Origin of the sequence: Dermacoccus sp. Tok2021, assembly GCF_019895135.1 — a bacterium.
Taxonomy (GTDB): Bacteria; Actinomycetota; Actinomycetes; order Actinomycetales; family Dermatophilaceae; genus Dermacoccus; species Dermacoccus abyssi.
Genome location: NZ_JAGTHU010000005.1, coordinates 1 through 23,249, shown reverse-complemented (window position 1 = coordinate 23,249; position 23,249 = coordinate 1). Strand labels below are relative to the sequence as shown.

Annotated in this window: 24 protein-coding genes and 1 pseudogene; 13 read left to right on the top strand and 12 right to left on the bottom strand. The window is 69.1% G+C overall.

What is annotated here, in order from left to right:
- Positions 1 to 33: 33 nt before the first annotated feature.
- Complete coding sequence (locus tag K9D12_RS04475) at positions 34 to 435, bottom strand: SRPBCC family protein (RefSeq protein ID WP_223059586.1); 402 nt, start codon at positions 433 to 435, stop codon at positions 34 to 36.
- Between the two features lie 164 nt (positions 436 to 599).
- Here K9D12_RS04475 and K9D12_RS04470 point away from each other — a divergent pair, with 164 nt between their 5' ends.
- Entirely contained in the window at positions 600 to 1,046 is a 447-nt protein-coding gene (locus K9D12_RS04470) for an FMN-binding negative transcriptional regulator (protein WP_223059585.1), read from the top strand.
- A 24-nt stretch (positions 1,047 to 1,070) separates the two neighbouring features.
- A complete protein-coding gene (locus K9D12_RS04465; protein ID WP_223059584.1) occupies positions 1,071 to 1,256 on the top strand; it encodes a hypothetical protein in 186 nt (61 codons plus the stop codon).
- A gap of 7 nt (positions 1,257 to 1,263) precedes the next feature.
- Here K9D12_RS04465 and K9D12_RS04460 read toward each other — a convergent pair whose 3' ends face one another.
- On the bottom strand, positions 1,264 to 1,590 hold the full coding sequence (locus tag K9D12_RS04460) for a DUF3072 domain-containing protein (protein WP_047310920.1): 327 nt from the start codon (positions 1,588 to 1,590) through the stop codon (positions 1,264 to 1,266).
- A 98-nt stretch (positions 1,591 to 1,688) separates the two neighbouring features.
- Complete coding sequence (locus tag K9D12_RS04455) at positions 1,689 to 1,889, bottom strand: hypothetical protein (protein WP_047310919.1); 201 nt, start codon at positions 1,887 to 1,889, stop codon at positions 1,689 to 1,691.
- A 154-nt stretch (positions 1,890 to 2,043) separates the two neighbouring features.
- Between K9D12_RS04455 and K9D12_RS04450 the strand changes: the two genes are divergently transcribed.
- The 4 genes from K9D12_RS04450 (at position 2,044) to K9D12_RS04435 (ending at position 6,023) form a co-directional block, all read left to right on the top strand.
- Positions 2,044 to 2,817: a GTPase domain-containing protein gene (locus K9D12_RS04450; RefSeq protein WP_223059583.1), complete on the top strand. Its 774-nt coding sequence runs from the start codon at positions 2,044 to 2,046 to the stop codon at positions 2,815 to 2,817.
- An 83-nt stretch (positions 2,818 to 2,900) separates the two neighbouring features.
- Positions 2,901 to 3,476, top strand: a complete 576-nt coding sequence (locus K9D12_RS04445) for a bifunctional 2-polyprenyl-6-hydroxyphenol methylase/3-demethylubiquinol 3-O-methyltransferase UbiG (RefSeq protein WP_223059582.1) — start codon at positions 2,901 to 2,903, stop codon at positions 3,474 to 3,476.
- A gap of 94 nt (positions 3,477 to 3,570) precedes the next feature.
- Positions 3,571 to 4,425: an SDR family oxidoreductase gene (locus K9D12_RS04440; RefSeq protein WP_047310916.1), complete on the top strand. Its 855-nt coding sequence runs from the start codon at positions 3,571 to 3,573 to the stop codon at positions 4,423 to 4,425.
- Between the two features lie 167 nt (positions 4,426 to 4,592).
- Positions 4,593 to 6,023: an MFS transporter gene (locus K9D12_RS04435; protein ID WP_370633453.1), complete on the top strand. Its 1,431-nt coding sequence runs from the start codon at positions 4,593 to 4,595 to the stop codon at positions 6,021 to 6,023.
- 126 nt (positions 6,024 to 6,149) lie between these two features.
- Here K9D12_RS04435 and K9D12_RS04430 read toward each other — a convergent pair whose 3' ends face one another.
- Positions 6,150 to 6,581 carry a universal stress protein gene (locus K9D12_RS04430; RefSeq protein WP_047310915.1) on the bottom strand — a complete coding sequence of 144 codons (432 nt, stop codon included), beginning with the start codon at positions 6,579 to 6,581 and terminating at the stop codon, positions 6,150 to 6,152.
- A gap of 171 nt (positions 6,582 to 6,752) precedes the next feature.
- On the bottom strand, positions 6,753 to 6,923 hold the full coding sequence (locus tag K9D12_RS04425) for a hypothetical protein (protein ID WP_156170170.1): 171 nt from the start codon (positions 6,921 to 6,923) through the stop codon (positions 6,753 to 6,755).
- Between the two features lie 88 nt (positions 6,924 to 7,011).
- Between K9D12_RS04425 and K9D12_RS04420 the strand changes: the two genes are divergently transcribed.
- Both K9D12_RS04420 and K9D12_RS04415 read left to right on the top strand, forming a co-directional pair.
- Positions 7,012 to 7,230, top strand: coding sequence for a DUF2945 domain-containing protein (locus tag K9D12_RS04420; protein ID WP_047310914.1), 219 nt, complete (start codon positions 7,012 to 7,014; stop codon positions 7,228 to 7,230).
- Positions 7,223 to 7,765, top strand: a complete 543-nt coding sequence (locus K9D12_RS04415) for a DUF488 family protein (RefSeq protein ID WP_223059581.1) — start codon at positions 7,223 to 7,225, stop codon at positions 7,763 to 7,765. Before K9D12_RS04420 ends, K9D12_RS04415 begins: the two co-directional genes overlap by 8 nt.
- A gap of 33 nt (positions 7,766 to 7,798) precedes the next feature.
- On the opposite strand, the gene K9D12_RS04410 is transcribed toward K9D12_RS04415, so the two are convergent.
- Positions 7,799 to 9,232 carry an LssY C-terminal domain-containing protein gene (locus K9D12_RS04410; RefSeq protein ID WP_240730210.1) on the bottom strand — a complete coding sequence of 478 codons (1,434 nt, stop codon included), beginning with the start codon at positions 9,230 to 9,232 and terminating at the stop codon, positions 7,799 to 7,801.
- Positions 9,233 to 9,463: 231 nt separating this feature from the next.
- Between K9D12_RS04410 and K9D12_RS04405 the strand changes: the two genes are divergently transcribed.
- The 3 genes from K9D12_RS04405 (at position 9,464) to K9D12_RS04395 (ending at position 13,397) form a co-directional block, all read left to right on the top strand.
- Positions 9,464 to 11,014 carry an MDR family MFS transporter gene (locus K9D12_RS04405; protein ID WP_223059580.1) on the top strand — a complete coding sequence of 517 codons (1,551 nt, stop codon included), beginning with the start codon at positions 9,464 to 9,466 and terminating at the stop codon, positions 11,012 to 11,014.
- 160 nt (positions 11,015 to 11,174) lie between these two features.
- Positions 11,175 to 12,338: an acyl-CoA dehydrogenase family protein gene (locus tag K9D12_RS04400; protein ID WP_223059579.1), complete on the top strand. Its 1,164-nt coding sequence runs from the start codon at positions 11,175 to 11,177 to the stop codon at positions 12,336 to 12,338.
- Between the two features lie 3 nt (positions 12,339 to 12,341).
- Entirely contained in the window at positions 12,342 to 13,397 is a 1,056-nt protein-coding gene (locus tag K9D12_RS04395) for an acyl-CoA dehydrogenase family protein (RefSeq protein WP_223059578.1), read from the top strand.
- A 68-nt stretch (positions 13,398 to 13,465) separates the two neighbouring features.
- Here K9D12_RS04395 and K9D12_RS04390 read toward each other — a convergent pair whose 3' ends face one another.
- Positions 13,466 to 14,737: an FAD-binding oxidoreductase gene (locus K9D12_RS04390; protein ID WP_225910930.1), complete on the bottom strand. Its 1,272-nt coding sequence runs from the start codon at positions 14,735 to 14,737 to the stop codon at positions 13,466 to 13,468.
- 233 nt (positions 14,738 to 14,970) lie between these two features.
- Here K9D12_RS04390 and K9D12_RS04385 point away from each other — a divergent pair, with 233 nt between their 5' ends.
- The gene (locus K9D12_RS04385; RefSeq protein WP_223059577.1) at positions 14,971 to 15,192 is read left to right on the top strand and encodes a hypothetical protein; all 222 of its coding nucleotides are present in this window, start codon (positions 14,971 to 14,973) and stop codon (positions 15,190 to 15,192) included.
- Positions 15,193 to 15,213: 21 nt separating this feature from the next.
- Here K9D12_RS04385 and asnB read toward each other — a convergent pair whose 3' ends face one another.
- From asnB to K9D12_RS04365, 4 genes are all read right to left on the bottom strand, one after another.
- Complete coding sequence (gene asnB / locus K9D12_RS04380) at positions 15,214 to 16,716, bottom strand: asparagine synthase (glutamine-hydrolyzing) (RefSeq protein WP_129665819.1); 1,503 nt, start codon at positions 16,714 to 16,716, stop codon at positions 15,214 to 15,216.
- Positions 16,717 to 16,852: 136 nt separating this feature from the next.
- Positions 16,853 to 17,164, bottom strand: a complete 312-nt coding sequence (locus K9D12_RS04375; RefSeq protein ID WP_047310908.1) for a putative quinol monooxygenase — start codon at positions 17,162 to 17,164, stop codon at positions 16,853 to 16,855.
- A 7-nt stretch (positions 17,165 to 17,171) separates the two neighbouring features.
- Positions 17,172 to 17,720: a type 1 glutamine amidotransferase domain-containing protein gene (locus tag K9D12_RS04370; RefSeq protein WP_047310907.1), complete on the bottom strand. Its 549-nt coding sequence runs from the start codon at positions 17,718 to 17,720 to the stop codon at positions 17,172 to 17,174.
- Between the two features lie 483 nt (positions 17,721 to 18,203).
- The gene (locus tag K9D12_RS04365; RefSeq protein WP_223059576.1) at positions 18,204 to 20,882 is read right to left on the bottom strand and encodes an excinuclease ABC subunit UvrA; all 2,679 of its coding nucleotides are present in this window, start codon (positions 20,880 to 20,882) and stop codon (positions 18,204 to 18,206) included.
- 226 nt (positions 20,883 to 21,108) lie between these two features.
- On the opposite strand from K9D12_RS04365, the gene K9D12_RS04360 reads away from it, so the two are divergent.
- A complete protein-coding gene (locus K9D12_RS04360; protein ID WP_047311246.1) occupies positions 21,109 to 22,302 on the top strand; it encodes an alcohol dehydrogenase catalytic domain-containing protein in 1,194 nt (397 codons plus the stop codon).
- Positions 22,303 to 22,836: 534 nt separating this feature from the next.
- On the opposite strand, the pseudogene K9D12_RS04355 reads toward K9D12_RS04360, so the two are convergent.
- Positions 22,837 to 23,127 (bottom strand): annotated as a pseudogene (locus K9D12_RS04355) (3-hexulose-6-phosphate synthase); the annotation flags it as partial.
- Positions 23,128 to 23,249: the final 122 nt, after the last annotated feature.

Here is a 23,249-nt window from a genome sequence, read left to right as displayed (position 1 = left end):
ATCCGCGGCTCAGGGCCGTCGAGCGGCGGCGGATCAGGGCGCTTCGAGCAACCCCTTGAGCCGCTCGAGGTTTGCCTCGACCATCGCGGTGTCGCGGTCGAATTCCTCGTCGTTCATCGCGAGGCGCCGCAGCGTGAACACGACCTCCGCGCCGTCCGGGTGAGCGAGGACGCGCAGCGGATTGTGGACGACGGCGCCGTCCGGCAGTGTGACGTCGTGGTCGAGCACCCCGAACGGATTGTCGGGGGCGAACGCGAATGTCACTGTGCCCATGGGAGATTCGGCGACGAGTTCGCCGTCGCGATCACCCGGGTGCACCTCGGCGGTCGCGAGGCCCGCCGCCCAGCGCGGCAGGTTCTCGACATCGCGGGCGAAGGCGTAGACGGCCTCCGGCTCACGGGCGATGACGACGCTGAGGTGACGGGTGTTCGACATGCGCTCACGCTAGCGGCAGCCACCGACACCGGTGCCGCGAGGTCGCCCGCCAATCCGCCCGACACAGTGCGACACTGAGGCCTCACCGGCCCGATCGGCCGCCCGCGCGGGCCGTCGTCACGTCCGGAACTCGCAACATCGCACGTCAGCACAGGAGTCGACGCATGGGCTACAACCCCGACCACGACCGGGTCGACGACGTCGACGTGCTCGCAGAGTTCGTCGGCGCCCACCCCCTCGCCACGCTCATCACACATGACGGCGTGACGCCGCAGGCCGATCTCGTGCCACTACTCGCCGTCGACGATGCCGAGACGCCGAGCGGCAAGGCCCTCGTCGGACACGTGGCCCGCGCGAACCCCCTGTGGGAGGACGGCAAACACGTGGGCACGAGCCTCGTAACGTTCGGCGGCGGCGAGCACTACATCTCGCCCACGTGGTACCCGAGCAAGGCCGAGCACCACCGCGTCGTGCCGACGTGGAACTACCTCGTCGTTCACGCGTGGGGGCCGCTCGTCGTCCACGACGACCCGAAGTGGGTGCGCGGCGTCGTCGCCCGGCTCACCGGCGCGATGGAGGCCGGGCGCGACAACCCCTGGCACATGGGGTAAGCCCCCGGCGATTACATCGACGACATGCTGACGAAGATTGTCGGCATCTCGCTGCCGATCGAACGCTTCGAGGGCCGTTTCAAGGTGGGCTCGCACCGCACCGACGCCGATCGGCTCGGCGCGCGGGACGGCGTCGTGCGCGAGTCAGAGGGACACGCGCACGACGAGCTCGCCGAGGCGATGACGAACCCGCCCCGGCGAGAGGAGTGAGCCGACCTCAGTCGACGCGGTTGCTCTTACCCTGCAGGCGATCGATGTGCTCGCTCGCCTCGGCCTTCGTGAGGTCGGCCGGAAGCTGCTCGCCGGATTCCTTGGCCAGCGTGTCGAGGTACGACTTCTGCGCCTCGGTCATGGGCTCGTCACCCGTGGCCCACTCCTGCGGGTCACGCTGAAGCGCGTCGTTGCGGCCCGCGTCGCTGTTCGGCGTGGCGCCGATCGTCTCTGCGCCACCCTGGGCGCCGGACGGCTCACGCGCGGCGCCAGCGTCCTGCGCCGCGGCACTGTCGGGGTCGGTGGGCGGCTGCTGTGCATTCATGTCGGTCATGTTCGCGACACTAGCAACGCCCTCCGACAACCGGTACCCCCCAACGGATTTCACCCCTGGAAGCGCGCCGCGACGCCATTACCCGCCGGTCGGCGCGCTCAGTTCGCGGTCTTCGGCGAGTCGCTCTGGTTGGGCGTGCGCGGGCTCGTGCCACCCGTCGTGTTCTCGGGCACGGCGTCGGCGCCGGCGTCGGAACCGCTCAGCCCGCTCCCGCCCTCGGAACGCTCGGCACCGGAGCCCGGCTTCTCGCCCTTGGGCTCGTCGTTCTCGGCTGCTTCGTGAATGTCATCGCGTGTCATGCCCCCACGTTAACCGGCACGACCCTTCGCACCCCCACCCCTTGGAGGGAGTTTCGTCCCCTGCTGTCGCGGTGGCCGCGCTGACGTGCACGAGTACGCAGGTGACGTCCGTAAGGTTGACCCCGATGTACATCGACGTCACGCGAGGTAGAACGTGAATACCATCGGAAAGGCCGTGAGCGGCTCCGGCAAGGCCGCCATCGGCACGAGCATCGCCGGAAGCGCTCTCACCGCGGTGTCCACGGCACCGGAGAAGTTGTCGACCCTGCTGCACCGCCGTTATCCGACCGTCGCCGTCACCGGCATGACGGGTGTCGGCAAGACACGTCTCGTCGACCGGCTTGCTCGACGCACGACGCCGGAGGCCGTCACCGAGAACGGGTCGGCGACGATGGAGCGCCGTACGTCCAAATCCGCGCGACTCAAGGGTTTCCGCTTCCGCGTGGTGCCGGGTGACAACGCGGCGACGCGCCTGACGGCCCTCGACGAGGTCTTCTACGAGGCACCCGTCGACGGGGTCATCCACGTCGTCGCCCACGGCCACGCCACGCCCCGACGCAGCGGCGGCGTCAGCGGTAGTGCGCCGGAGCGGAGCGTCGAGGAGCAGCTCGCGGCCGAGCTCGAGGACTGGACGATCACCGCGCACCGCATCGCCGCCATGGCGGTGCGTCGCGAGCGCCCCGTGTGGGTCGTCATCGCCGTGACGAAGGCCGATCTCTACCCTGACCGGCTGGAGGAGGCGGTGCGCTATTACTCTCCCGGCAGCGGTTCGCCCTTCGCCGCGAAGCTCGACGAACTGCGCGCCCTCGCAGGCGGCGCGAAGATCTCCATCGACGTGCTGCCCGTGAGCGCCGAGAACTCCAAGGAGCTCGACTCGCTGCTCGCCACGCTCGAAGCACGCATGGCGCAGCTCAGCGGCCACGTCTGATCGCGCGATGAACACCCCCTCGTTCGACCGCGACGGCTGGGAGCAGCGCTGGTAGTAGGTCATGGCGTCGCACGCCGACATGCTTGCCACGAAGGCGCCGAACCCGTTATGTCACGGGTGAGCTCGAGGAGCTGTTCACCACACGTCGCCCTGACAGCGAACCGTCCGTTCTCGACGCCGGCGCCGGCCACGGCGCGGAAGCCCTGTGGCTCGCCGCGCACGGCTGGAACGTCACCGCCGTCGACTTCTCGCCCGCTGCGCTGGACTTCGGGCAACGCAACGCAGCACAGGCCGGGGCCGACGTCGCCGAGCGCATCACCTGGGTCGAGGGCGGCCTCGGCGTGTGGGCGCCGGAGCCTCGCGCGCACGACGTCGTCCTGTGCCTCTACGTTCACTGCGCGGGCGACATGGCCGAGATGATCACGCGCCTCGCCAGCGGCGTCGCACCCGGCGGGACGCTGTTCATGGTCGGCCGCCAGAGCGTCGATCCGGCCACGGGCGAACCCACCCGTGCCGCAGGGCAGCACCAGGTGAGCATCGACGAGGCGGGCGCCGCGCTACGAGGCGACGAGTGGGAGATCGTCACCCTGGAGAACCGCCGCCGCGACGACCAGATGGGCGGGGTCGACGCCGTCGTACGCGCGGTTCGGCAGCCCTGACGCGTCCACCTGCTGGTCCTCGGGTGGCGCCTCGGAAGCATCCGCGTGGGGGCGCTGTTGCATGTACAGCATCCGCCCCTGGAAAGGACCTGCCATGACCACCCTCGCCATTACCGGCGCCACCGGAGCGCTCGGCCGCCTCGTCGTCGCCGACCTCCTCGAGAGCGGCACCGCACCGGACGAGGTTGTCGCCGTCGTCCGTAACCCCGCCAAGGCTGCGAGCCTCGCCGAGCAGGGTGTCACCGTCCGCGAGGCCGACTACGCCGACCCGGCCGCGCTGCGCACGGCGCTCGAGGGTGTCGAGCGGCTTCTGCTCATCTCCGGCGACGCCGTCGGCGCGCGCGTCGAGCAGCACACCAACGTCATCGAAGCGGCCAGGGACGCCGGCGTCGCTCACATCGTCTACACCTCGATCCTCAACGCGGACGCCTCGAGCAACCCCCTCGTCGACGAGCACATCGCGACGGAGAAGGTGCTTACCGCCAGCGGCGTCGCACACACCGTCCTACGCAACGCCTGGTACTCGGAGAACTACACGACGCAGCTGCCGCAGTACCTCGCCACCGGCGAGATCCTCAGCGCCACGGACGACGCCCCGATCTCCGCTGCGGCACGCGCAGACTTCGCCGCTGCCGCTGTGGGCGCCCTGCGCTCCGCGGGCGCCGAGTCGCGCACGTTCGAACTGGGCGGCCCTGCCTTCACGCTCACCGAGCTGGCGGAGGCCATCACCGAGGCCACGGGTACGACGGTGGTGCACCGCGTCGTCAGCGCCGACGAACTCGTCGCCACCATGACGAGCGACGGCCAAGACGCCACGTGGCCGAACATCCAGGCACGCGTGGACCGTTCGATCGCCGCCGGTGAGATGCACACCGACTCGAACGCCCTCGAGGAGCTCATGGGTCACGCACCGACGACGATCACGGAGGTCGTGCGCGCGGCCGTCTGACGGCCTCCCTTCGATTCGCCCCGGTGCGCGATCCGCCCTTCGCGGTCGGTCGTGTGCCGGGGCGAATCTCATCCCTGAAGTGGCCCGGAACACCCGGAACCACGCGGAAAAGTGATCGTGCCCACGTCTGCTATAGACCGGCGCGAGGGCGGGCGTACAGTCGTTCGGTGAGCAGCGAACAGACGACCGAACAAACCCCCGAGGTCGGGCCCCGTCGGCTCCTGACGGTGCTCCTCATCCCCCTCTTCATGGCGCTCGTCGCCATCTCGGTCATCAACGTCGCGCTCCCGGCGATCGGCGAGTCCACCGGCGCGAGTTCGGGTGGCCTGCAGTGGGTCATCTCCGGTTACGCACTGGCCTTCGGCGTCCTCCTCGTGCCGTCGGGCCGCGCCGGCGACGTCATCGGCCGGCGCCGCATGCTCCTCGTCGGCATCGCACTGTTCACGCTCGGCTCGCTCATGGCCGGCCTGGCGCAGGACATCGTCGTCCTCAACATCGCCCGTGTCGTACAGGGCCTCGGTTCGGGCCTCGTCAACCCGCAGGCCATCGGGCTCATCCAGCAGCACTTCCGCGGCCAGGAGCGCGCGAAGGCGTTCGCTCTCATGGCGACGACGGTCGCTGTCGCCACCGCCGTCGGACCGGTCATCGGTGGTCTGCTCATCCAGATCCTCGGCAACGACGCCGGCTGGCGCTGGATGTTCTTCATCAACGTGCCGCTCGGCCTCGCGTCGCTCCTCCTCGGCCTGCGCTGGGTGCCCAACGACCGTCGTCGACCCGATCAGAAGCTCGACCTCGACCCTGTCGGCACCGTGCTGCTCGCCGTCGCGGTGCTCGTCATCATGCTGCCGTTCATGGAGCGCGGTGCCGGGGCTGCCGTCTGGGCGCTCCTGCCGGTGGGCCTCGCGCTCGTGGCGGCGTTCGTCGTCTGGGAGAAGCGGTACAAGGGCCGTGGACGCCCGCCGATGGTCGACCTCGACATCTTCCGTGCCGAGTCGTTCCGCAACGGCATCCTCATCGTCACGGCGTTCTTCATGGGCATGACGAGCATCTGGATCCTCATCCCGCTCTACCTGCAGATGCACTTGCACCACTCGGCGTTCGAGTCGTCGATCGTCGGGCTGCCCTCGTCCGTGGGCGCCGCTGTCTCCTCGCAGATCGCCGGGCGCTACGTCATGACGCTCGGGCGTCGCCTCGTCATCGCGGGCTTCGTCGTCGCGTTCATTGCGGTGCTCGGCGTCGTTCTCGTGGCGGGGCCCGTCGAGTCCGGTTCCCTGCCGTACTGGGCATTCGCGGTGCCGCTGACGCTCATCGGCGTCAGCCAGGGCATGACGATCGCCCCCAACCAGACGCTGACGCTCAATGCCGTCGACCCCAAGTTCGGCGGCGTCGCGGGCGGTGTGCTGTCGCTCGGTCAGCGCGTCGGCACGGCCGTCGGCACGGCGCTCATCCCCGGCGTGCTGTTCACGCTGACGGAGGGTGGCACGGCGTGGCCCACGTCGTTCCGCATCTCGATGGGCCTCATCATGGTGCTCATCGTCGTGGCCACCGCGTTCTGCATGTACGACCGCAAGCGCGAGCGCGCCGAGGCCGCCGCCTGAGCGTGCGATGTTGAGCGATGAACGCGGCACGGATGCCGCACTCACCGCTCAACATCGGTGGCCCGCCTCTCCCCAGGAAGAGGCGGACCACCGGATCAGGGGCCGACGGTCGTCGGGGCCAGGGTCTCAGTCGCGGACGACGAGCACCGGGCAGTGGGCGTGCGTGACGCAGTAGCCGCTCACGGAGCCCAGCAGCATGCCGGTGAGTTCACCGTGGCCGCGGCATCCGAGCACGAGCATCTCGGCCTCGGAGGAACGGTCGACGAGAACGTTGCGCGGCTCGCCCTCGACGATGTGCGCGAAGAACGTCACGTCACGGTGCTCCGACGCAGCCTTGCGCACGACCTCCTCCACCATTTCGCGGGCCACGTCGTCCGGGCGGTACGTGGTTTCGAAGGCCATCGCGTAGCCGTAGTTGGTCGGCCACTGCCACGTCGTCAACACCTCGACCGGCGCGCCGGTGACCTGCCCCTGCCGCGTGGCCCACGCGAGGGCGCGGTGGGAGGGCTCGGAGCCGTCGAATCCGACGACGATGGGGCGAAGCTCCTGCTCTGACATGGCGACTGCCTTTCTTCGAAGGATCACTTCCCACGCTAGGCGCAGCCACCCCGAAGGCTTAGGGACCTTCGGCCCGGTGAGTCGCGCAACCAGCCTTCTCGCTGCCTGCGCATCCCACCGAGGTACGAGGGGCCACCGAGCGCGTTGCTCGGTGGCCCCTCGTGCGGTGAATCAGGCGTTGTCGGCGTCGCCGTGCTGGCCCTCGTCCTCGCTGCCGGCGTCGGACTGGCCGCCGCTGGCCGTGTCGTTGTACTCACCGCCGTCGCCGCCGGTCTGGGCGCCGGGGCCGCCGTCCTGCTGGTCGACTTCGGGCTTGAAGGTCTCGTTCTCGTTGTCGCTCATGCCTCGAATGTAGACACCTTTGCCCTCACGTTCCAGCCTCCCCGGGGGTGGGAACTCGCAGCGCTATCGTCGAGGCAGGAGGTACGTCATGAGCACGCGATTCAGCAAGGGTGACCACGTCACCTGGAACTCCGAGGCCGGCCACGTCTCCGGCACGATCACCACGGTCCACACGTCCGACTTCGAGTACAAGGGCCGCACCCGCCACGCGTCGCAGGACGAGCCGCAGTACGAGATCAAGAGTGACAAGACGGATCACGTCGCCGCGCACAAGGAATCGGCCTTGAGTCTCGTCAAGGATGACTGACTCACCGGTCGAGTTCCTGACGATCGGCCACTCCGACCGCAGCATCGCGGAGTTCCTCGAACTGCTCGAGGCAGCCCGCGTCGATGTCGTCGTCGACGTGCGCCGCCTACCCGGTTCGCGCAAGTATCAGTGGTTCGACCAGGACGCACTGACGGCCAGCCTGCAGGAGCGCGCCATCTGCTACGTCCACCTCACTGCGCTCACCGGCCGCAGGCCCAAACAGCCGGACGTGCCCGACGAGGTCAACGCCCTCTGGCAGAACCGCAGCTTCCACAACTACGCAGACTTCACACTCAGCGACGAGTTCGCCGAGGGCCTCGCGCAACTGCGTTCACTCGACGCCGAGGTTCCCGCGATGTTGTGCTCCGAGGCGGTGTGGTGGCGCTGCCACCGTCGCCTCATCGCCGACCAGCTCTTGGCCGCCGGAGAGACCGTCCGCCACATCATGGGGCCGGGCGAGCCGAAGCCCGCCACGCTGACGCCGGGTGCCGTGGTCAAGAACGGACGCGCCACCTACCCCGCTGCGACGGACTGAGGCCGCCACGACGTTGTGACGCGGCGAGCGCCGTCAGTCGACGTCCGCGCCCTCGGTCTCGGAGCGCCGGTGTTCGACCCACTCACGGGCCGACAGGCTCGTCAGCGCGAACACGATGAGCAGGTCGATGCTGAGGGCCAGCAGCGCCGTCATCGTGGGGCGTCCACCTTGCAGGTACTGCCACATCTGCCACGCCTGGGACGCCGTGACGAGCGCGATCATCGTCAGCCGCGCCCACAGGCCGCCTCGGAACGTGCGCCACGCGAGCCAGAGGATGGGCGCGTAGGCGAGCACGCTGATCCACAGCGCCGTCGTCTCGGAAACACCAACGGGCACCCCGTTGATGACGTCCGGGCCGCTGTCACCGAGCGCCTCGTGGTCGCGCCACAACAACCCGACCATGGCCAGGAGCGCCGATGCCACCGTCAGGACGAAGGCCGCGACGACCGGGATGGGCCGTCGACCGACCTCCGTCAGCACGTCGCGAGCGCTGTCGCTGTTGGTCGCCTCGAGAGTTCGGTCGCCTGGAGTGGATGTCTGCACCCTCGTGGCGCCGGACGACACCGCATCCGCCGATCCCCCGGCTTCGGGCGCCACCTCCACCTTCTCGAGGTGCAGGGTCGGCAGGTTGCCGTCGGTCTGAACGGCATCGCCGCCGCCGTTGCGCGAGTGGTACCCCGTGGAGAAGTTCTCGATGACGTGGACGTCGGCTTCCTCGACGGCGTGGAGCACCGTGCCGATGACGTAGTCGCGCTCGACGTCGATGTTGCGGTCGATCTTGTGCGTCACCTGGAGTGTGAACAGCGACAGACCAACCGCGCGGTCGTACGTACCCGAAGCCAACCAGTCGACGCGCGTGCCGCCGGGCAGCAGCCAACCCTCCGGCGTCGGCCAGAACCGCACGTGGTGGCGCTGCGACGGGTTGCCCTCGACCTCCTGCTGGTAGGCGAAAGCCTGCGTCTTGTTGAACAGGACGAGTGGGCTCACGGGCGCCGCGGCATAGCTGCGTCGGGCGAGCGAGGAGTACACGATCCGGGCGCTCGAGGCGAGCGTGACGGGGTCGGCGCGCGTCCAACCCGCACGCGTCATCGCCTCGTGGATCTGCTCCTCGCTGCCCATGACGGCGAGGTTGAGCGGATCGCCGAGCAGGCCGTCACTCGTGCGGCTGCGGCCGATGAAGTAGTCGGGAACGTAGATCGACGTGAGCACACGCTGCAGTCGCGGCAGCGCGAGGTAAGCCATGACGACCCAGAACAGGACGAGGAACAGCAGCAGCGACCACGACCAGCGCACCTCAAGCAGGAGCAGGACGGCGAAGCCGAACGACAGCAGCATGACGAGGACGAAGAAGACGTTCTCCACCCACGCACGACCCAGATGGCGTCCGCTGCGCTCGATCTTGTCGGGGTGGCGGTAGACCGGCTTTCGCCGTCCCCGGCTGGCCCACGTCATGCGGTCGGTGCTCACACCTCGTCCCTTCCACTGCGCCCAGTCTGCCGGGTCGACGACGGGCGGCTTCGAGCCGTCCGGTGAGGGAACCGTTTCGTGGGGAGCGCGACGAAGACCATACGTCACGGCGCGAAAATCGTTCGCTGTGTCAGCGCGCTTCACCGTAGAGTATGAAGCCCGACTTTTCTCCGGACATCGACGCTCGTCACCTTCGCCGGAATCCACCCTCCACGATGCCGGAGCACCCGCATGCCCGAAACCCCCACGTCATCGGCAACCGCAACCGACGAGATCCCCACCCCCGTGCCGCCGGCCGCCACCAGCGACGAGTTCTCCGAGCACGCCGCCGAGAGCGACGCGGTGAGTGCGCCCGGCGCCCCCGAGCCGGTGGGTGACTACAAGCTCGTGCTGCGCATCCTCACCGTGGCCACGTTCATCGTCATCCTCAACGAGACGATCATGGTCAACGCGATTCCGCAGCTCATGTCGTCGCTCCACGTCACGGCCCACGCCGCGCAGTGGCTCTCGACGGCGTTCATGCTGACGATGGCCGTCGTCATCCCGACGACCGGCTGGATGCTGCAGCGCTTCGAACGCCGCGCCGTGTTCGCCGCGGCCATGATCTCGTTCGCGCTGGGCACGTTGCTCGCCGCGATCGCGCCGAACTTCGGGGTCATCCTCGTCGGGCGCATCGTGCAGGCGACGGGTACGGCCATCATGATGCCGCTGCTCATGACGACGGTCATGACGATCGTGCCGCTCGCCGAGCGCGGCCGCACGATGGGCAACGTCTCGCTCGCCATCTCGGTGGCACCGGCCCTGGGCCCGACGACGTCGGGGCTCATCCTCCAGTTCGCCTCGTGGCGTTGGCTGTTCCTCCTCGTGCTGCCGCTCGCCGTTGTGTGCGGCGTCATCGGTTTCCGCCTCATGCCGCGCAGTGGACCGCAGGCGGGCGAAACGCTCGACTTCATCTCGATCCCGTTCGCAGCGGTCGGCTTCGGCGGCCTCGTCTACGGCATGAGCCAGTTCGGCGGGCACACGCCGGGCGGCGAGCCCGTCGTCGACCCCTGGGTGGCCGTCATCGTCGGCGCCGCATGCATCGCCGTGCTCGTGTGGCGTCAGCTGCGCCTGGCCCGCAACGGCGGCGCGCCCCTCATGGACCTGCGTGCCCTCGCCTCGCCCGGCTTCGGCGTCGCGGTCGCCGTCATGTGCATCGCGATGCTCGCGATGATGGGCACGATGATCCTGCTGCCCCTGTGGCTGCAGGCCACCCGCGGCCTCAGCGTGCTCGAGGCGGGCCTCGTCATGATGCCCGGTGGGCTCATGATGGGTCTGCTCGGCCCGCGTATCGGGCGCCTCTACGACAAGGTCGGGCCGAAGCCCCTCGTCACACCGGGCGCGATGATCGTCGTCGTCGCCACCGCGCTCGGCGGGCTCGTCGCACCGCACGCCGAGTGGTGGGTCTACCTGTTCATCCACCCGCTGCTCAGCCTGGGCCTCGCGCTCATGTTCACGCCGCTGTTCACCGCGGGTCTCGGTTCGCTGCCGGGTCACCTGTACTCGCACGGCTCGTCGATCCTCGGCACCCTGCAGCAGGTGGCCGCCGGCGCCGGAACGGCGCTCGCCGTCACAGTGATGACGTCACGCGCCGAGTCGCTCGCGAAAGCGGGCGAGAACCAGGCCGACGCAGTTTCCGGTGGCGTTTCGCTCGCGATGTGGGTGGCCGCGGGTATCTGCTGCCTCGCCGTCGCGCTCACCTTCTTCGTCAAGAAGCCGGCCGAACCTGCCATGGGGCACTGAGCCGAAGCGCTCGCACGAGCGGCCCGGAACGTCCGTCACGGACGCTCCGGGCCGCTTTCGCGTTCCAGGCCGCATACTGCTTATTGAGCATTGCTCAACAACGGTGTAGACATGGATGAGGAAGGTTCGCCTTTCGCCTCGAACACACCAGGGAGTCACCGTGGAGCGAAAACTGAGCGAGGAGGACGTCGCGCTGCAGGACGAATTGCGCGCGTTCTTCGAGAACGAGGTGCCGGACCACCTCAAGAACAGTTACATGAAGGACGGAGAAGCCGTCCCCGAGATCCTGCGTGAATCGCAGAAGTTCCTCGACGAGCACAACCTCGCCGCCCCACAGTGGCCCGAAGAGTGGGGTGGCCGCGGCTGGGACGAGCTGCAACTGCACATCTACCGCTCCGAGCTGCAGCGCGCCGGGCTGCCGAGCCCGCTGCCGTTCAACATCAACATGGTCGGGCCGGTCATCGCGGCGTTCGGCTCCCAGGAGCTGAAGGAGCGTTTCCTCCCGAAGACGAAGAGCCTCGAGATCTGGTGGTCCCAGGGCTTCTCCGAGCCGGACTCGGGTTCCGACCTCGCGTCGCTGCGCACCACGGCGGTGCGAGAGGGTGACGAGTGGGTCGTCAACGGTCAGAAGACGTGGACGACGCTCGGGCAGTACGGCGACTGGATCTTCACGCTCGTGCGCACCGACCCGAAGGCCGACAAGCCGCAGAAGGGCATCTCGTTCCTGCTCATCGACATGAAGAGCGAGGGCCTGACGGTCCGTCCGATCAAGCTGATCGACGGCGGCGTCGAGGTCAACGAGGTGTTCTTCGACAACGTGCGCGTGCCCGCCGACCAGCTCGTCGGCCAGGAGAACAAGGGCTGGGACTACGCGAAGTTCCTCCTCGGAAACGAGCGCACGTCCGCCGCGCCCGTCGGCTCGATCAAGGCCGCTCTCGCCCAGGCGAAGCAGCACGCCCGCGAGACCCGCTCGCCGAACGGCACCGCCCTCGACGAACCGCTGCTCGCCGCACGCTTCGCCGAACTCGAGGCCGAGGTCATGGCCCTGGAGCTGACGGTGCTGCGCGTCGCAGGCGACTCGCGTGACGGCCGGCCCGACCCGGCGTCGTCCATCCTCAAGCTGCGCGGAAGCGAACTGCAGCAGGAGGTCTTCGAGCTCATGGTCGACGTCGCCGGCGTCGAAGCGCTCACCTGGCACACGGGTGATTGGGGTGGAGAGACGCTGCCGCGCTACCTCAACTTCCGCAAGGCCTCGATCTACTCGGGATCGAACGAGGTCCAGCGCAACATCATCTCCGGCGGCATTCTCGGACTGAGGGGCTGACTCATGGATTTCAAGCCGAACGAAGAACAGCGCGCGCTGGCCTCGGCCGTGCGCGACATGGCCCCGAGCCTCACTCCGAAGGACGAAGGCAACGGCGCCCCCACGGGCCCGCAGCCGTTCGACCCCACCGGGTGGTCGCGCATGGCGGAGATGGGCCTGCTCGGCCTGCCGTTCAGCGAAGACGCGGGCGGTTTCGGCGCCTCGTCGATCGAGGTCGCTCTCGCCGCGTCGGAGCTGGGCAAGGCCCGGGTCGCTCTGCCGTACGCCGACGCCATGGCTGCGGCTGCTGCGCTCGACGCCGCGGGGAGCGACCTGCTGGCCGAAGTCGTCGGCGGCGAGAAGGTTGTTCTCACCGCCTTCGGTGAGAAGGGCGGCGTTTGGGCGCCCGATCAGCCGACGCGCACGGCGACGGGCTCGGGTGACGGCGTCACGCTGAGCGGCGTCGGCGTCGGCAACACCGATCTCAGCGAGGCACATGCGGTCGTCACGACCGCGCTGGCTGACGGCGAACTCGGCGTCTACCTCGTGGAGGCGCCTTCGGTCGACCGGGCCGTCGCGACGTTCGACGGCGCCTCAGCCGTTCGCCTCGGTGGTCGCGAGGTACTCGACGCCGCACTGGCGCTGGGGAACGTCGCTCAGTCGGGCGAGGCGATCGGCGCGATGGAAGCCGCCCTCGGCATGACGGTGGAGTACCTCAAGACGCGTAAGCAGTTCGGGGTGCCGCTCATGACGTTCCAGGCGCTGACGCAGCGCGCGGCCGACATGTACGTCGGCGTCGAGCTGACGCGCAGCGCCGTGCTGTTCGCCGCCATGGCGCTGGCCGAGGAGGTCGACGTCGACGCGGTCTCCCGCGCGAAGTACCTCGTGGGTACCTACGGGCGTCTCGTCGGCCAGGAGGCCATCCAGTTGCACGGCGGCATCGGCATGACGGCCGAGTACGCAGTCGGTCACTACACGTCACGCCTCGCATCGATCGAGCGCACCTTCGGTGACACCCGCTACCACCTCGCACGTCTCGCGCAGGGCGTGGGCGACCACGAGTCGGTCGACGTCATCTGACGTTTCACGTGAAACGGTCCGCACCGGTTCGGTGCGGACCGTTTTTCGCGTTCGGCTGTCCGGAGTGGTCAGCGCAGCGGGTCGAGCGGACGCAGTTCGTCGGCAACGCGTCCGGTGACGATCTGTTCGGCGAGAAGTTCGCCTGAGAGCGGGCCGAGCGTGATACCCCACATGCCGTGCCCGCCGTTGACGTAGACGCCCGGCACCCGGGTCGCTCCGACAAGCGGCAGGCCGTCGAGCGGCACGGGCCGGTTGCCGCACCACAGGTCGTCGCGCGCCTCCCAGTCGACGCCGGTGAGCAGGTCGCGGCCACTTCGGGCTATGGCGTCGGCGCGGCCCACGTGGAGCGGGTCGTCCGTGTCGCAGAACTCCATCGTGCCGCCGACACGCAGGCCGTCGTCGATCGGCGTGCACGCGATGCGCTCGTACGGGAAGTAGATGGGGTGAGCGACCGGGCGAGCTGCCGGGTCGGTGATGGGCAGCTTGAAGCTGTACCCGCGTCCGGCGCGCACGGGAACCTTCACACCGAAGCCCGCCGTCAGCTCCGGGAGCCACGCGCCCGTGGCGACCACAACGACGTCAGCAGTGAACGGCTCACCCGCGGTCAGGTCGACGCGCACGCCTTCGCGCACGTGCTGGAAAGCGCGCACGTTGGCGCCCGTGATGACACGCCCGCCACGGGCGGTGACGGCGTCCGCCACAGCTTGGGCGTACTCGCCGGGGTTGATGAAGCGCTGCCCGCGAATGCTCACCGCGCGCTGGACGTGCTCGCTGATGATCGGCACCGTGCGGCGCAGGACGTCAGGGCTCGTTTCTTCCGTCTCGAGGTCGAGCCCGGCGCCGCGGATCATGTCGAACTCGTGCTCGAGGCCCGCGGCGTCATCCGGGTTCTTGAAGGCGGCGACGATCGGCGCCTCGTGCGAGGTCGACTGCACACCACCGCGTTCGAGGGTGTCGTAGGCGCCGATGGCGCGCTGGTTGAGTGGCACGAAGGTGGCCATCGTCCGCTTCCACTGACCCGGCGTGCATCGGCGCGCGAAGCCGAGGAGAAAGCGAGCGAGCGACGGATCCGGCTTGAACGGGACGTAGAGCGGCGAGTCTGGATCAAGCAGCGACTTGAGGCCGTAGTTGAGCACCGACGGGTCGGAAAGCGGCACACACAGGCCCGGGGAGATCCAGCCGGCGTTGCCCCACGAACTGCCGGCGGCCACCCCGGAGCGCTCGAGGACGGTGACCTCGACACCGTGTTCCTGAAGGTGCCACGCCGTGGCCAGGCCCACCATCCCAGCGCCGACGACGACGGCGCTCTCGACTGGTCGGTGTGCGGATTCCGTTGCCAACTGAGCCAACTCCCCTTGTTGTCGAAGCTGTTGGTTGACGCCTCACGGGTATGTGTGCGTGACGTCCCGAGGTCACTCGCGTGCTCGAGCGACCTCTTCAGGCCATGGTGCCGCCCACGGAGCACCTACCGTTCAGTACGTAGGGATCGGGTGGCTTCCACCGCAGGATCGAACCCCGCAGGGTGGGGCGCTCGCCGGTGTTACGCCGCCATCGGCGTGCCACCATGACAAGCATGCGCAGACCGACCGGGCCGACCGGACGCAAGCCGGATTCCGTCTGGATCGTCCAGCACGACGAGTCCCCTCACAACACCGTGCTCGGGGTTTTCGCCACCGCGGACGAGGCGGACGCGTACGCCGACGAGGTCCTCGTGGACTACCCGAACGGGGTCATCATCACCGAGTTCCCCATCGGGTATCGCTACACCGACGGCGCAGTCCGCTACTCACGGTGAGTCGGGGCTTCGCGCCACGCGTCACGCCGTCGCGAACCGGCCCAGGACGTGCGAGTTCACTCCGGCGAGGCGCGTCGCGAACATCCGCTGGTAAGCGAGTTCTTCGCGGGTACGCGGCGCAGGCAGGCCGGCGACGCGTTCGTCGGCCCAGTCGTCCTCGGGCACGAGGTGGGCCGCGCGTTCGGTCATGACGTCGGCGGTGCCACTGCCGTCTCCGAACTGCTCCTTGGTCCGCCACAGCAGATCCTCGGGGAGCCAGCCGGTGAACGCCTCGCGCAGGAGCGCCTTCTCCTGGCCGAGCTCTCCGGGCAGGCGCCACTCGATCGGAATGCGGCCCGCGAGGTTGACGAGGTCGCGGTCGAGGAAGGGCACGCGCGCTTCGAGGCCGTGCGCCATCGTCACGCGGTCGCAGCGCTGGAGGTTGAGGTTGTGCAGGCCGCTGATGCCGCGACGCAGTTCGTCGGCGAGGTCGTGGGCCTCGTCGATGTCGCGGTAGTGCGCGTAGCCGGCGAACAGTTCGTCGGCGCCCTCGCCGGTGAGCACGACCTTGACGGTCTCGGCGGTCGTCTCCGCGAGGAGGTAGTTGGGCACGGCGCTGCGCACGAGGGACGGCTCGTAGGACTCGATCGACGTGACGACCTCGGGCAGGACGGCCACCACTTCGTCGGCGTCGTAGATGCGCTCGTGGTGGGTGAGGCCGAGGTGCTCGGCGACGCGGCGTGCGGCCGCAAGGTCGGAGCTGCCCGCCGTGCCCGCGGCGAACGAGTGGATCGGGCCGGGCACGTCGTCGGCGTAGCGCGCCATGATGGCTGCGACGAGGCTCGAGTCGAGGCCGCCGGAGAGGAAGACGCCGACCGGGACGTCCGCCATCATGCGGCGGCGCACCGCGGTGACGAGGGTGTCGCGGATGGCGGTGCGGGCCTCGTCCTTCGACGCGACGAACTCGCCGCCGATGTGGAGTTCACGGAAGCGTACGAGGCCTTCGTCGGGCGTCCAGCGGAAGCCGGGCGGGAAGTCCTCGACGGCGCCGCGCATCGACTCGGGGAACGCCGCGAGTTCGGAGGCGAAGTAGACCGCGCCGCCGGAGTGCGCCCAGTAGAGCGGCTTGACGCCGAGCGGGTCGCGGACGGCGGTGACGCGCCCGTCGGGGTGCGCGACGACGAAGGCGTACATGCCGCGCAGGGCCGCGAGCGCCTCCAGGTCACCGTCGACGGCGGCCGCGAGGGCGGCCTCGGAGTCGGAGTCCGTGGCGTCGCGGCGGAAGTGCAGGCCCTCGACCTTGCGCAGTTCGCGGTGGTTGTAGATCTCGCCGTTCACGACGGCCCAGAAGCCGTCGGCTGGGCCGAGCGGCTGGTCTCCGTCCGCGAGGTCGACGATGGAGAGGCGCACGTGGCCCAGCCAGATGGGGCCGGCGAGGTGTTCGCCGACGCCGTCGGGGCCGCGGTGGCGGATACGGGCCAGCATCTCGCGCCCGATCTGTTCGTTCGGACCGGTTGGGTCATGGATCGCCACGATGCCGCACATACTCCGTGAGTCTAGGCAGCCGCGGGCTGCCCGGCGCCGCGTTGCGGTGGGTCGCCCAAGGTGGCCCGGGCATCTGGTGCAGAAATAGCGATCTGGCCGCGATATCGCGGCCAGATCGTTAATCGACGCTGATGCTCTAGGCGGTCTCGCCGGGCAGCTTGTACGCGATCACGTCGACGTTCTGGATGCTCGGCTCGGTGCTGAACAGATCAGCTCCCTGCGCAGCGAGTGCCTGACCGACGCCACCCGAGAGGTGGGTCTGGCGGGCCTCGTCGTCGGGGAACACGTCGAAGATCCCGAAGGTCGATGCGTCGAACTGCAGGGCGAACCAGGCCTGCGTCCCCTCCTCCTGCTCGACGATGGGGCGGGCGCTGCGGAGGAAGTCCGCGACGTCCTGCTCCTTCCCCGGCTTGGCGTGAACGACGACCGACAATGCAACGTTGACCATGTTTTCCTCACTTCTCCTGGCTGAACAGCTCGACCATCGCGGCGTTGAAGGCCGGGAGATCCTCGGGCGAGCGGCTGGTGATCAGGTTCCCGTCGCGCGCCACCTCTTCGTCGACGACGTTCGCTCCGGCATTGCGCAGGTCGGTGCGGATGCTCGGGTACGAGGTCAGCGTCCGACCCTTCGCGACACCGGCCTCGACCAGCGTCCACGGTCCGTGGCAGATCGCGGCGACCGGCTTGTCGGCGACCATGATGTCGCGCACGAATCCGACGGCGTCGGCGTCCACGCGCAGCTGATCGGGGTTGACCGTGCCGCCGGGAAGCAGCAGGGCGTCGTACTCGTCGGCCGAGGCGGACTTCACCAGGGCGTCGACCGAGAACGTTCCGGCCTCGTCCAGGTCGTTCTCGCGGGCCTTGATCTCGCCATCGTGCAGCGAGAGCAGCACGGTCGTGGCCCCGGCGTCCTGAAGCGCCTGTCGCGGCTGCTCGAGCTCCACGCGCTCGACGCCGTCCGCGGCCAGGATCGCGATCCGCTTGCCATGCAATTCGTCTGCCATGTTCTGCTCCGTTCTGCGAGAGATGACGGCTCGCCCGTGGGGGCGAGCCGCACGCCGTCCGTACCGGGCGGCGTGGTTCGGGTGCAGGACGACTCGGGTGCAGTCGTCGTTGCGCTCATCGAGGTACCGGCAGGTGGTGGCTGCCGATTCTCGGGCCGGGTGGTGGGGGACGGAGAAAAACCTTCGGCCCGGAGGTCGTCGCTGACGTTCCGCCATCGACGGTGGGGCTTCTTCACCGGGGCCTGGCCGAATGTGAGCGTCTGGCCCGTCAGCCAGTGTAGACCTCGTACGTCAGCGACGGGGCGCCCGTGGCCATCTCATCCGGGACGCCGGGACGCCGGGACGCCGGGGCACGAGGACGTCGACGACGCCACAGGACGTCCGGTCAGCGTCGTTCGAGGGTCGCCGATCAGGCGACGCAGCCTGTTCGTCCGATGCGCTCCCTGCGACGAGGTCATCGACCCCGTCGCATCCGTCCGACGCTCACGTCCGGGAGGCGGCCTCCCGGAGCGCGGCCTCAAGGTACGGTGCCGACGCACCGGCTCCGGACGAGGCGACCTGCGCGGGTGTGCCTGAGGCGACCACCGTGCCGCCATCGTCCCCCGCCCCGGGCCCGAGGTCGATGACGTGGTCCGCCACGGCGACGATGCGCATGTCGAGCTCGACCGCGACGACGGTGTTGCCGGCGTCGACGAGGGCCTGTAGGTGGGTCACGAGCCGATCGGAATCGGCGCTGTGCAGCCCGGACGTCGGCTCGTCGAGGACGTAGAGGGTGTCCCCGCGCTGGGATCGTTGGAGCTCGGAGGCGAGCTTCACCCGCTGCGCCTCACCTCCGGACAACTCGGTGGCCGGCTGTCCGAGACGGAGATACCCGAGGCCGACGTCGACCAGCGCCGCGAGCGACCGCATGATGTCGAACTCGCCGTGGAAGAAGTCGTGGGCCTCCTCGACGCTCATGGCGAGGATCTCCGCGATGTTGCGGCCGCGCCAGGCGATCTCCAACGTGCTGGACTGGTAGCGGGTGCCGTGGCAGTCGGGGCACTCGGTGTAGACCGAGGGGAGGAAGAGCAGCTCCACCATGACGGATCCCTCGCCCTTGCAGGTCGGGCAGCGACCGCCGGTGACGTTGAAGGAGAACGTGCCCGCTTTGTACCCGCGAGCGCGAGCCTCGGGCGTCTCCGCGAACCTCCGCCGCACGTGGTCGAACAGGCCCGTATAGGTGGCGACGTTCGAGCGCGGGGTGCGCCCGATGGGCTTCTGGTCGATACTCACGACGCGGCGCACCCCGTCGACGTCGCCGCGGATCTCTCCCTCGAGCTCGTCGGGCTCGTCCGACAGCAGGAACTCGTCCCCTTCGGCGGCGTCAGCGTCCTCCGCCTGGTCAGCTCGTCCCTGCCGTTCGTCGAGCAGCGCGGGGAGGGCCTGGCTGACCAGGCTGGACTTGCCTGATCCCGACACTCCGGTGACGGCGGTGAAAACCCCGAGCGGGAAGGAGATCGACACGTCGCGCAGGTTGTTGCGCGTGACGTGCTCGAGCTTCAGCCATCCCTGCGGCTCGCGAGGCGTCCGGTGGGGCAGGCCGCTGCCCCCGAAGACGTATCCGCGGGTGACGGACTCCTCCACCTCGGCGAGCCCTTCGTAGGGCCCGCTGTAGACGACGCGGCCGCCGCGCTCACCCGCGCCGGGCCCGATGTCGACCAGCCAGTCGGCGTGCCGCATCACGTCCACCGAATGCTCCACCACGAACAGGCTGTTGCCCCGGCGCTTGAGCCCGTCGAGGATGCCGAGCAGCGCGCTGACGTCCTGCGGATGAAGCCCAGCGGACGGCTCATCGAGCACGTAGACCACACCGAACAGCTCGGAGGTCAGCTGGGTCGCGAGTCGCAGTCGCTGCAGCTCCCCGCCGGAGAGCGTGGGTGTGGTGCGGTCCAAGGACAGGTACCCCAGACCGAGATCGATGATCGGCCGCAGTCTGTTGACGAGTTCCGCGCCCAATCGCGCTGTCGCTGCCAGCTTCTCGACCGAGCGGTCAGGCGCCGGGATCACGCCGTCGGCGGCCGCGGGCGCTGATCCCGCGGAGTCGGCCCGCTGCCCGGCGTCGCGTCGGGCAGCCCGGCCACCGGTGCTGCCCGCCGAATCGGCCCTGTCGAGAGCGCTGGTGGCCCGTTCGACCGCCCGGTCGATCAGCGTCGAGAGCTCCGCGAGGGGCAGAGCGGAGAGATCGGCGATGTCGAGGCCGTCGAACGTCACGGACAGGGCCTCCGGCTTCAGCCGCTTCCCATGGCAGGCAGGGCAGGGAGCAACCGTGAGGAACTGCGCCACGCGCCGTTTCATCGATTCGCTCTTGGTGTTCGCGAACGTGTCCAGGACGTACCGACGAGCTCCGACGAAGGTGCCCGAGTAGCTCGGTTCCACGCCTGCCGCGGTCGCGGCCTGCGCCTCGGAGAGCGTGAGCCGCGAGTGGACCGGGACGTACGGCGTCTCGTCCGTGTAGAGGATCCAGTCCCGATCCTCCTTCGGCAGGTCCTTCCAGGGCACATCGACGTCGTAGCCGAGCGCGACGAGCACATCGCGCAGCTGATGACCGTGCCAGGCCGTCGGCCAGGAGGCGATGGCCCGCTCGCGGATCGTCAGTGAGGGGTCCGGCACCATCGTGTCCTCGGTGACCTCGTACACCCGGCCGATGCCGTGGCACTCCGGGCATGCGCCCTGCACGGTGTTGGCGGAGAAGTCCTCGGCGTAGAGCATCGGCTGGTCATCGGGGTAGTGGCCGGCCCGGGAGTAGAGCATGCGCACCAGTGACGAGAGCGTGGTGATGCTGCCTACTGAGGACCGCGCGCTGCGGCCCCCGCGCTGCTGCTGAAGAGCGACGGCCGGCGGCATGCCCGTGATGGAATCGACGTCCGGGACGCCTGCCTGGTCGATGAGGCGACGGGCGTAGGGGGCGACGGACTCGAGATAACGGCGCTGGGACTCCGCGAACAGGGTTCCGAACGCCAGAGACGACTTCCCCGAGCCGGAGACCCCGGTGAACACCACCAGAGCGTCGCGGGGCACCGTGAGGTCGATGTCCTGGAGGTTGTGCTCGCGTGCGCCGAGCACCAGCACGTCGGGCTGAACGGGTGAGGAGTCCGACGACGAGGACCTGCGTGCTTCGACCATGCCGGCGACACTAGCAACGCGTTCCACCCATCGGTCGGAGCACGGCCCCGTCCTCCACGGCCCACCTGCCCGTGGCGCCTGTCGCCGCAGCGGGGGCAGGCGCCAGGGTGGAGCACGGGGCTCCGCCTTGTCCTATGCTCGAAACGAGCCGAGGTCGCGGACGACGGGCATCCATATGACCGTGGCACTTCCGCGACCGGGCCATCCCCAACTGGAGGAGATCGTCATGGCAAGCAGCAACCGCGCCGTCGTGTTCCAGAACGTCAAGGACATGCGCGTCGAGACCCTCGACTTCCCGAAGCTCGAGATGCCGAACGGGAGGAGCGCCCCGCACGGCGTCATCCTCAAGATCGTCGCCACCAACATCTGCGGCTCCGACCTGCACATCTACCGCGGTTCCTTCCCCGTACCCCAGGGCATGGTGATGGGGCACGAGATGACCGGCGAGGTCGTTGAGATCGGCTCCGACGTCGAATTCCTCTCCGAAGGCGACCTGGTCTCGGTTCCCTTCAACGTCGCCTGCGGCCGATGCCGCAACTGTCGTGCCCGCCACACCGAGGTGTGCGAGACCGTGAACCCCGACGTGTCCTGCGGCGCCTACGGGTTCAACCTGGGTGATTTCCAGGGTGGGCAGGCGGAGTACCTGTTCGTCCCCTACGCCGACTTCCAGCTGCTCCGCTTCCCGGACAAGGACCAGGCCATGGAGAAGATCCGTGACCTCGCCCTGCTCTCGGACATCCTGCCCACCGCGTTCCACGGCCTCATGGAGGCCGGGGCGAAGCCCGGCTCGACCGTCTACATTGCCGGCGCCGGACCTGTGGGACGCTGTGGCGCCGCAGCAGCCCGGCTCCTGGGCGCTTCCTGCATCATCGTCGGTGACTACCACCAGGACCGGCTGGACCTGATGAAGAACAACGGCTGCGAGACCATCGACCTCAACCAGGACGTGCCGCTGACCGATCAGATCGAGGCCATCCTCGGCGAACCCATGGTGGACTGCGCCGTCGACTACGTCGGCAACGAAGCCCACGGGATCGGCAGTGAGGCCAAGGACATGAGCCCCGCACACGCCATCAACCAGGTCATGGACGCCACCCGCGCAGGCGGTGCCACCGGCATCGTCGGCGTCTACGGCCCCGACCCGCTGGCCTCGTCCAAGGCCGAGCAGGAGGGCACCTACCCGCTCGACTTCGGCAAGGCGTGGATCAAGTCGCCTCGGATCTCCGGCGGCCAGGCCCCGATCATGCACTACAACCGTGAGCTGATGATGTCGATCCTGTGGGACCGCATGCCCTACCTCAGCGACATGCTCAACACCAAGGTCATCAGCCTCGACGAGGCCCCCGACGCCTACGCGAAGTTCGATACCGGTGTCTCGGAGAAGTTCATCATCGATCCCCACGGCATGATCCCCGCCTGATCCCGGGCCGGCTCTGTGCACGGATCCTTCGCCGATCCCGTCCTGGACGATGCCCGGGGCGGGCCTGGCGCCGGTGGGGCCAGCATGCCGGAGCTTCAGCGGCGGTGACGAGTGCGTAGGGGGTGTGATCGGGGGAGACGGGGGCAGGTCGCTGCAACGCTCCTGACGCCCCTCACCCCCCGATTCGGATCGCATCGCGGGGCGAGGGTGGACGATCACTGGTGCCAGGGCCGTCGGCTCGCGCACGTCGCGGAGGGACCGGTGTCACCGGCGCCGGTCCTGGCGGGCAGCTCCAGCGGGGGTGTCACGCGGACGAGCGCCGCTCCACCACGGGTCCGGCGCGGAGAAGGTCCGAGGGGACCGCAGCGACATCGCCCACGGCGGGGCCGTTGGGATGCGCCGCGGCGCCGCCCGGCACGTCACGATCGCCATGACGCGGATCGAGCGCTTCTGCGTCCACCGCACCCGGTGGGAGGGGAAAGGGTCCGGGCGTGCCGTCACCTGCCCCTCACCACGGGATGCGGTGGGCGGTGGTCACCTGATGGCGGAGCGGATGGCGGCGGCAGCGCCGGCGACGTCCGATGCGCCGTAGATGGCGCTGCCCGCGACGGCCACGTCTGCTCCCGCCCGCTGGACGGCCTCGACGGAGTCCGCGCTGACGCCGCCGGCGACGGAGAACGAAACTCCGGCGGCCGCGCCGGCGGCGAGCAGGGCGTCGAGGCTGTAGCCGTCCTCCGCCTGCTCATCGAGGCCGGCGTGCATCTCCACGAAGACGGCGCCGAGGGCGACGACCTCTCGGGCCCGTGCGGCCTTGTCGGACACGCCCCAGCAGCAGTTCGTCCTCTCGAGCGGAGGCAAGACGAAGCACTGACGTGCGGTGAGTGTCTACGTTTGCTGCGGTTGGTGACGGCGGAACGTCACCAACCCCCCCCAAACTATCACACGGG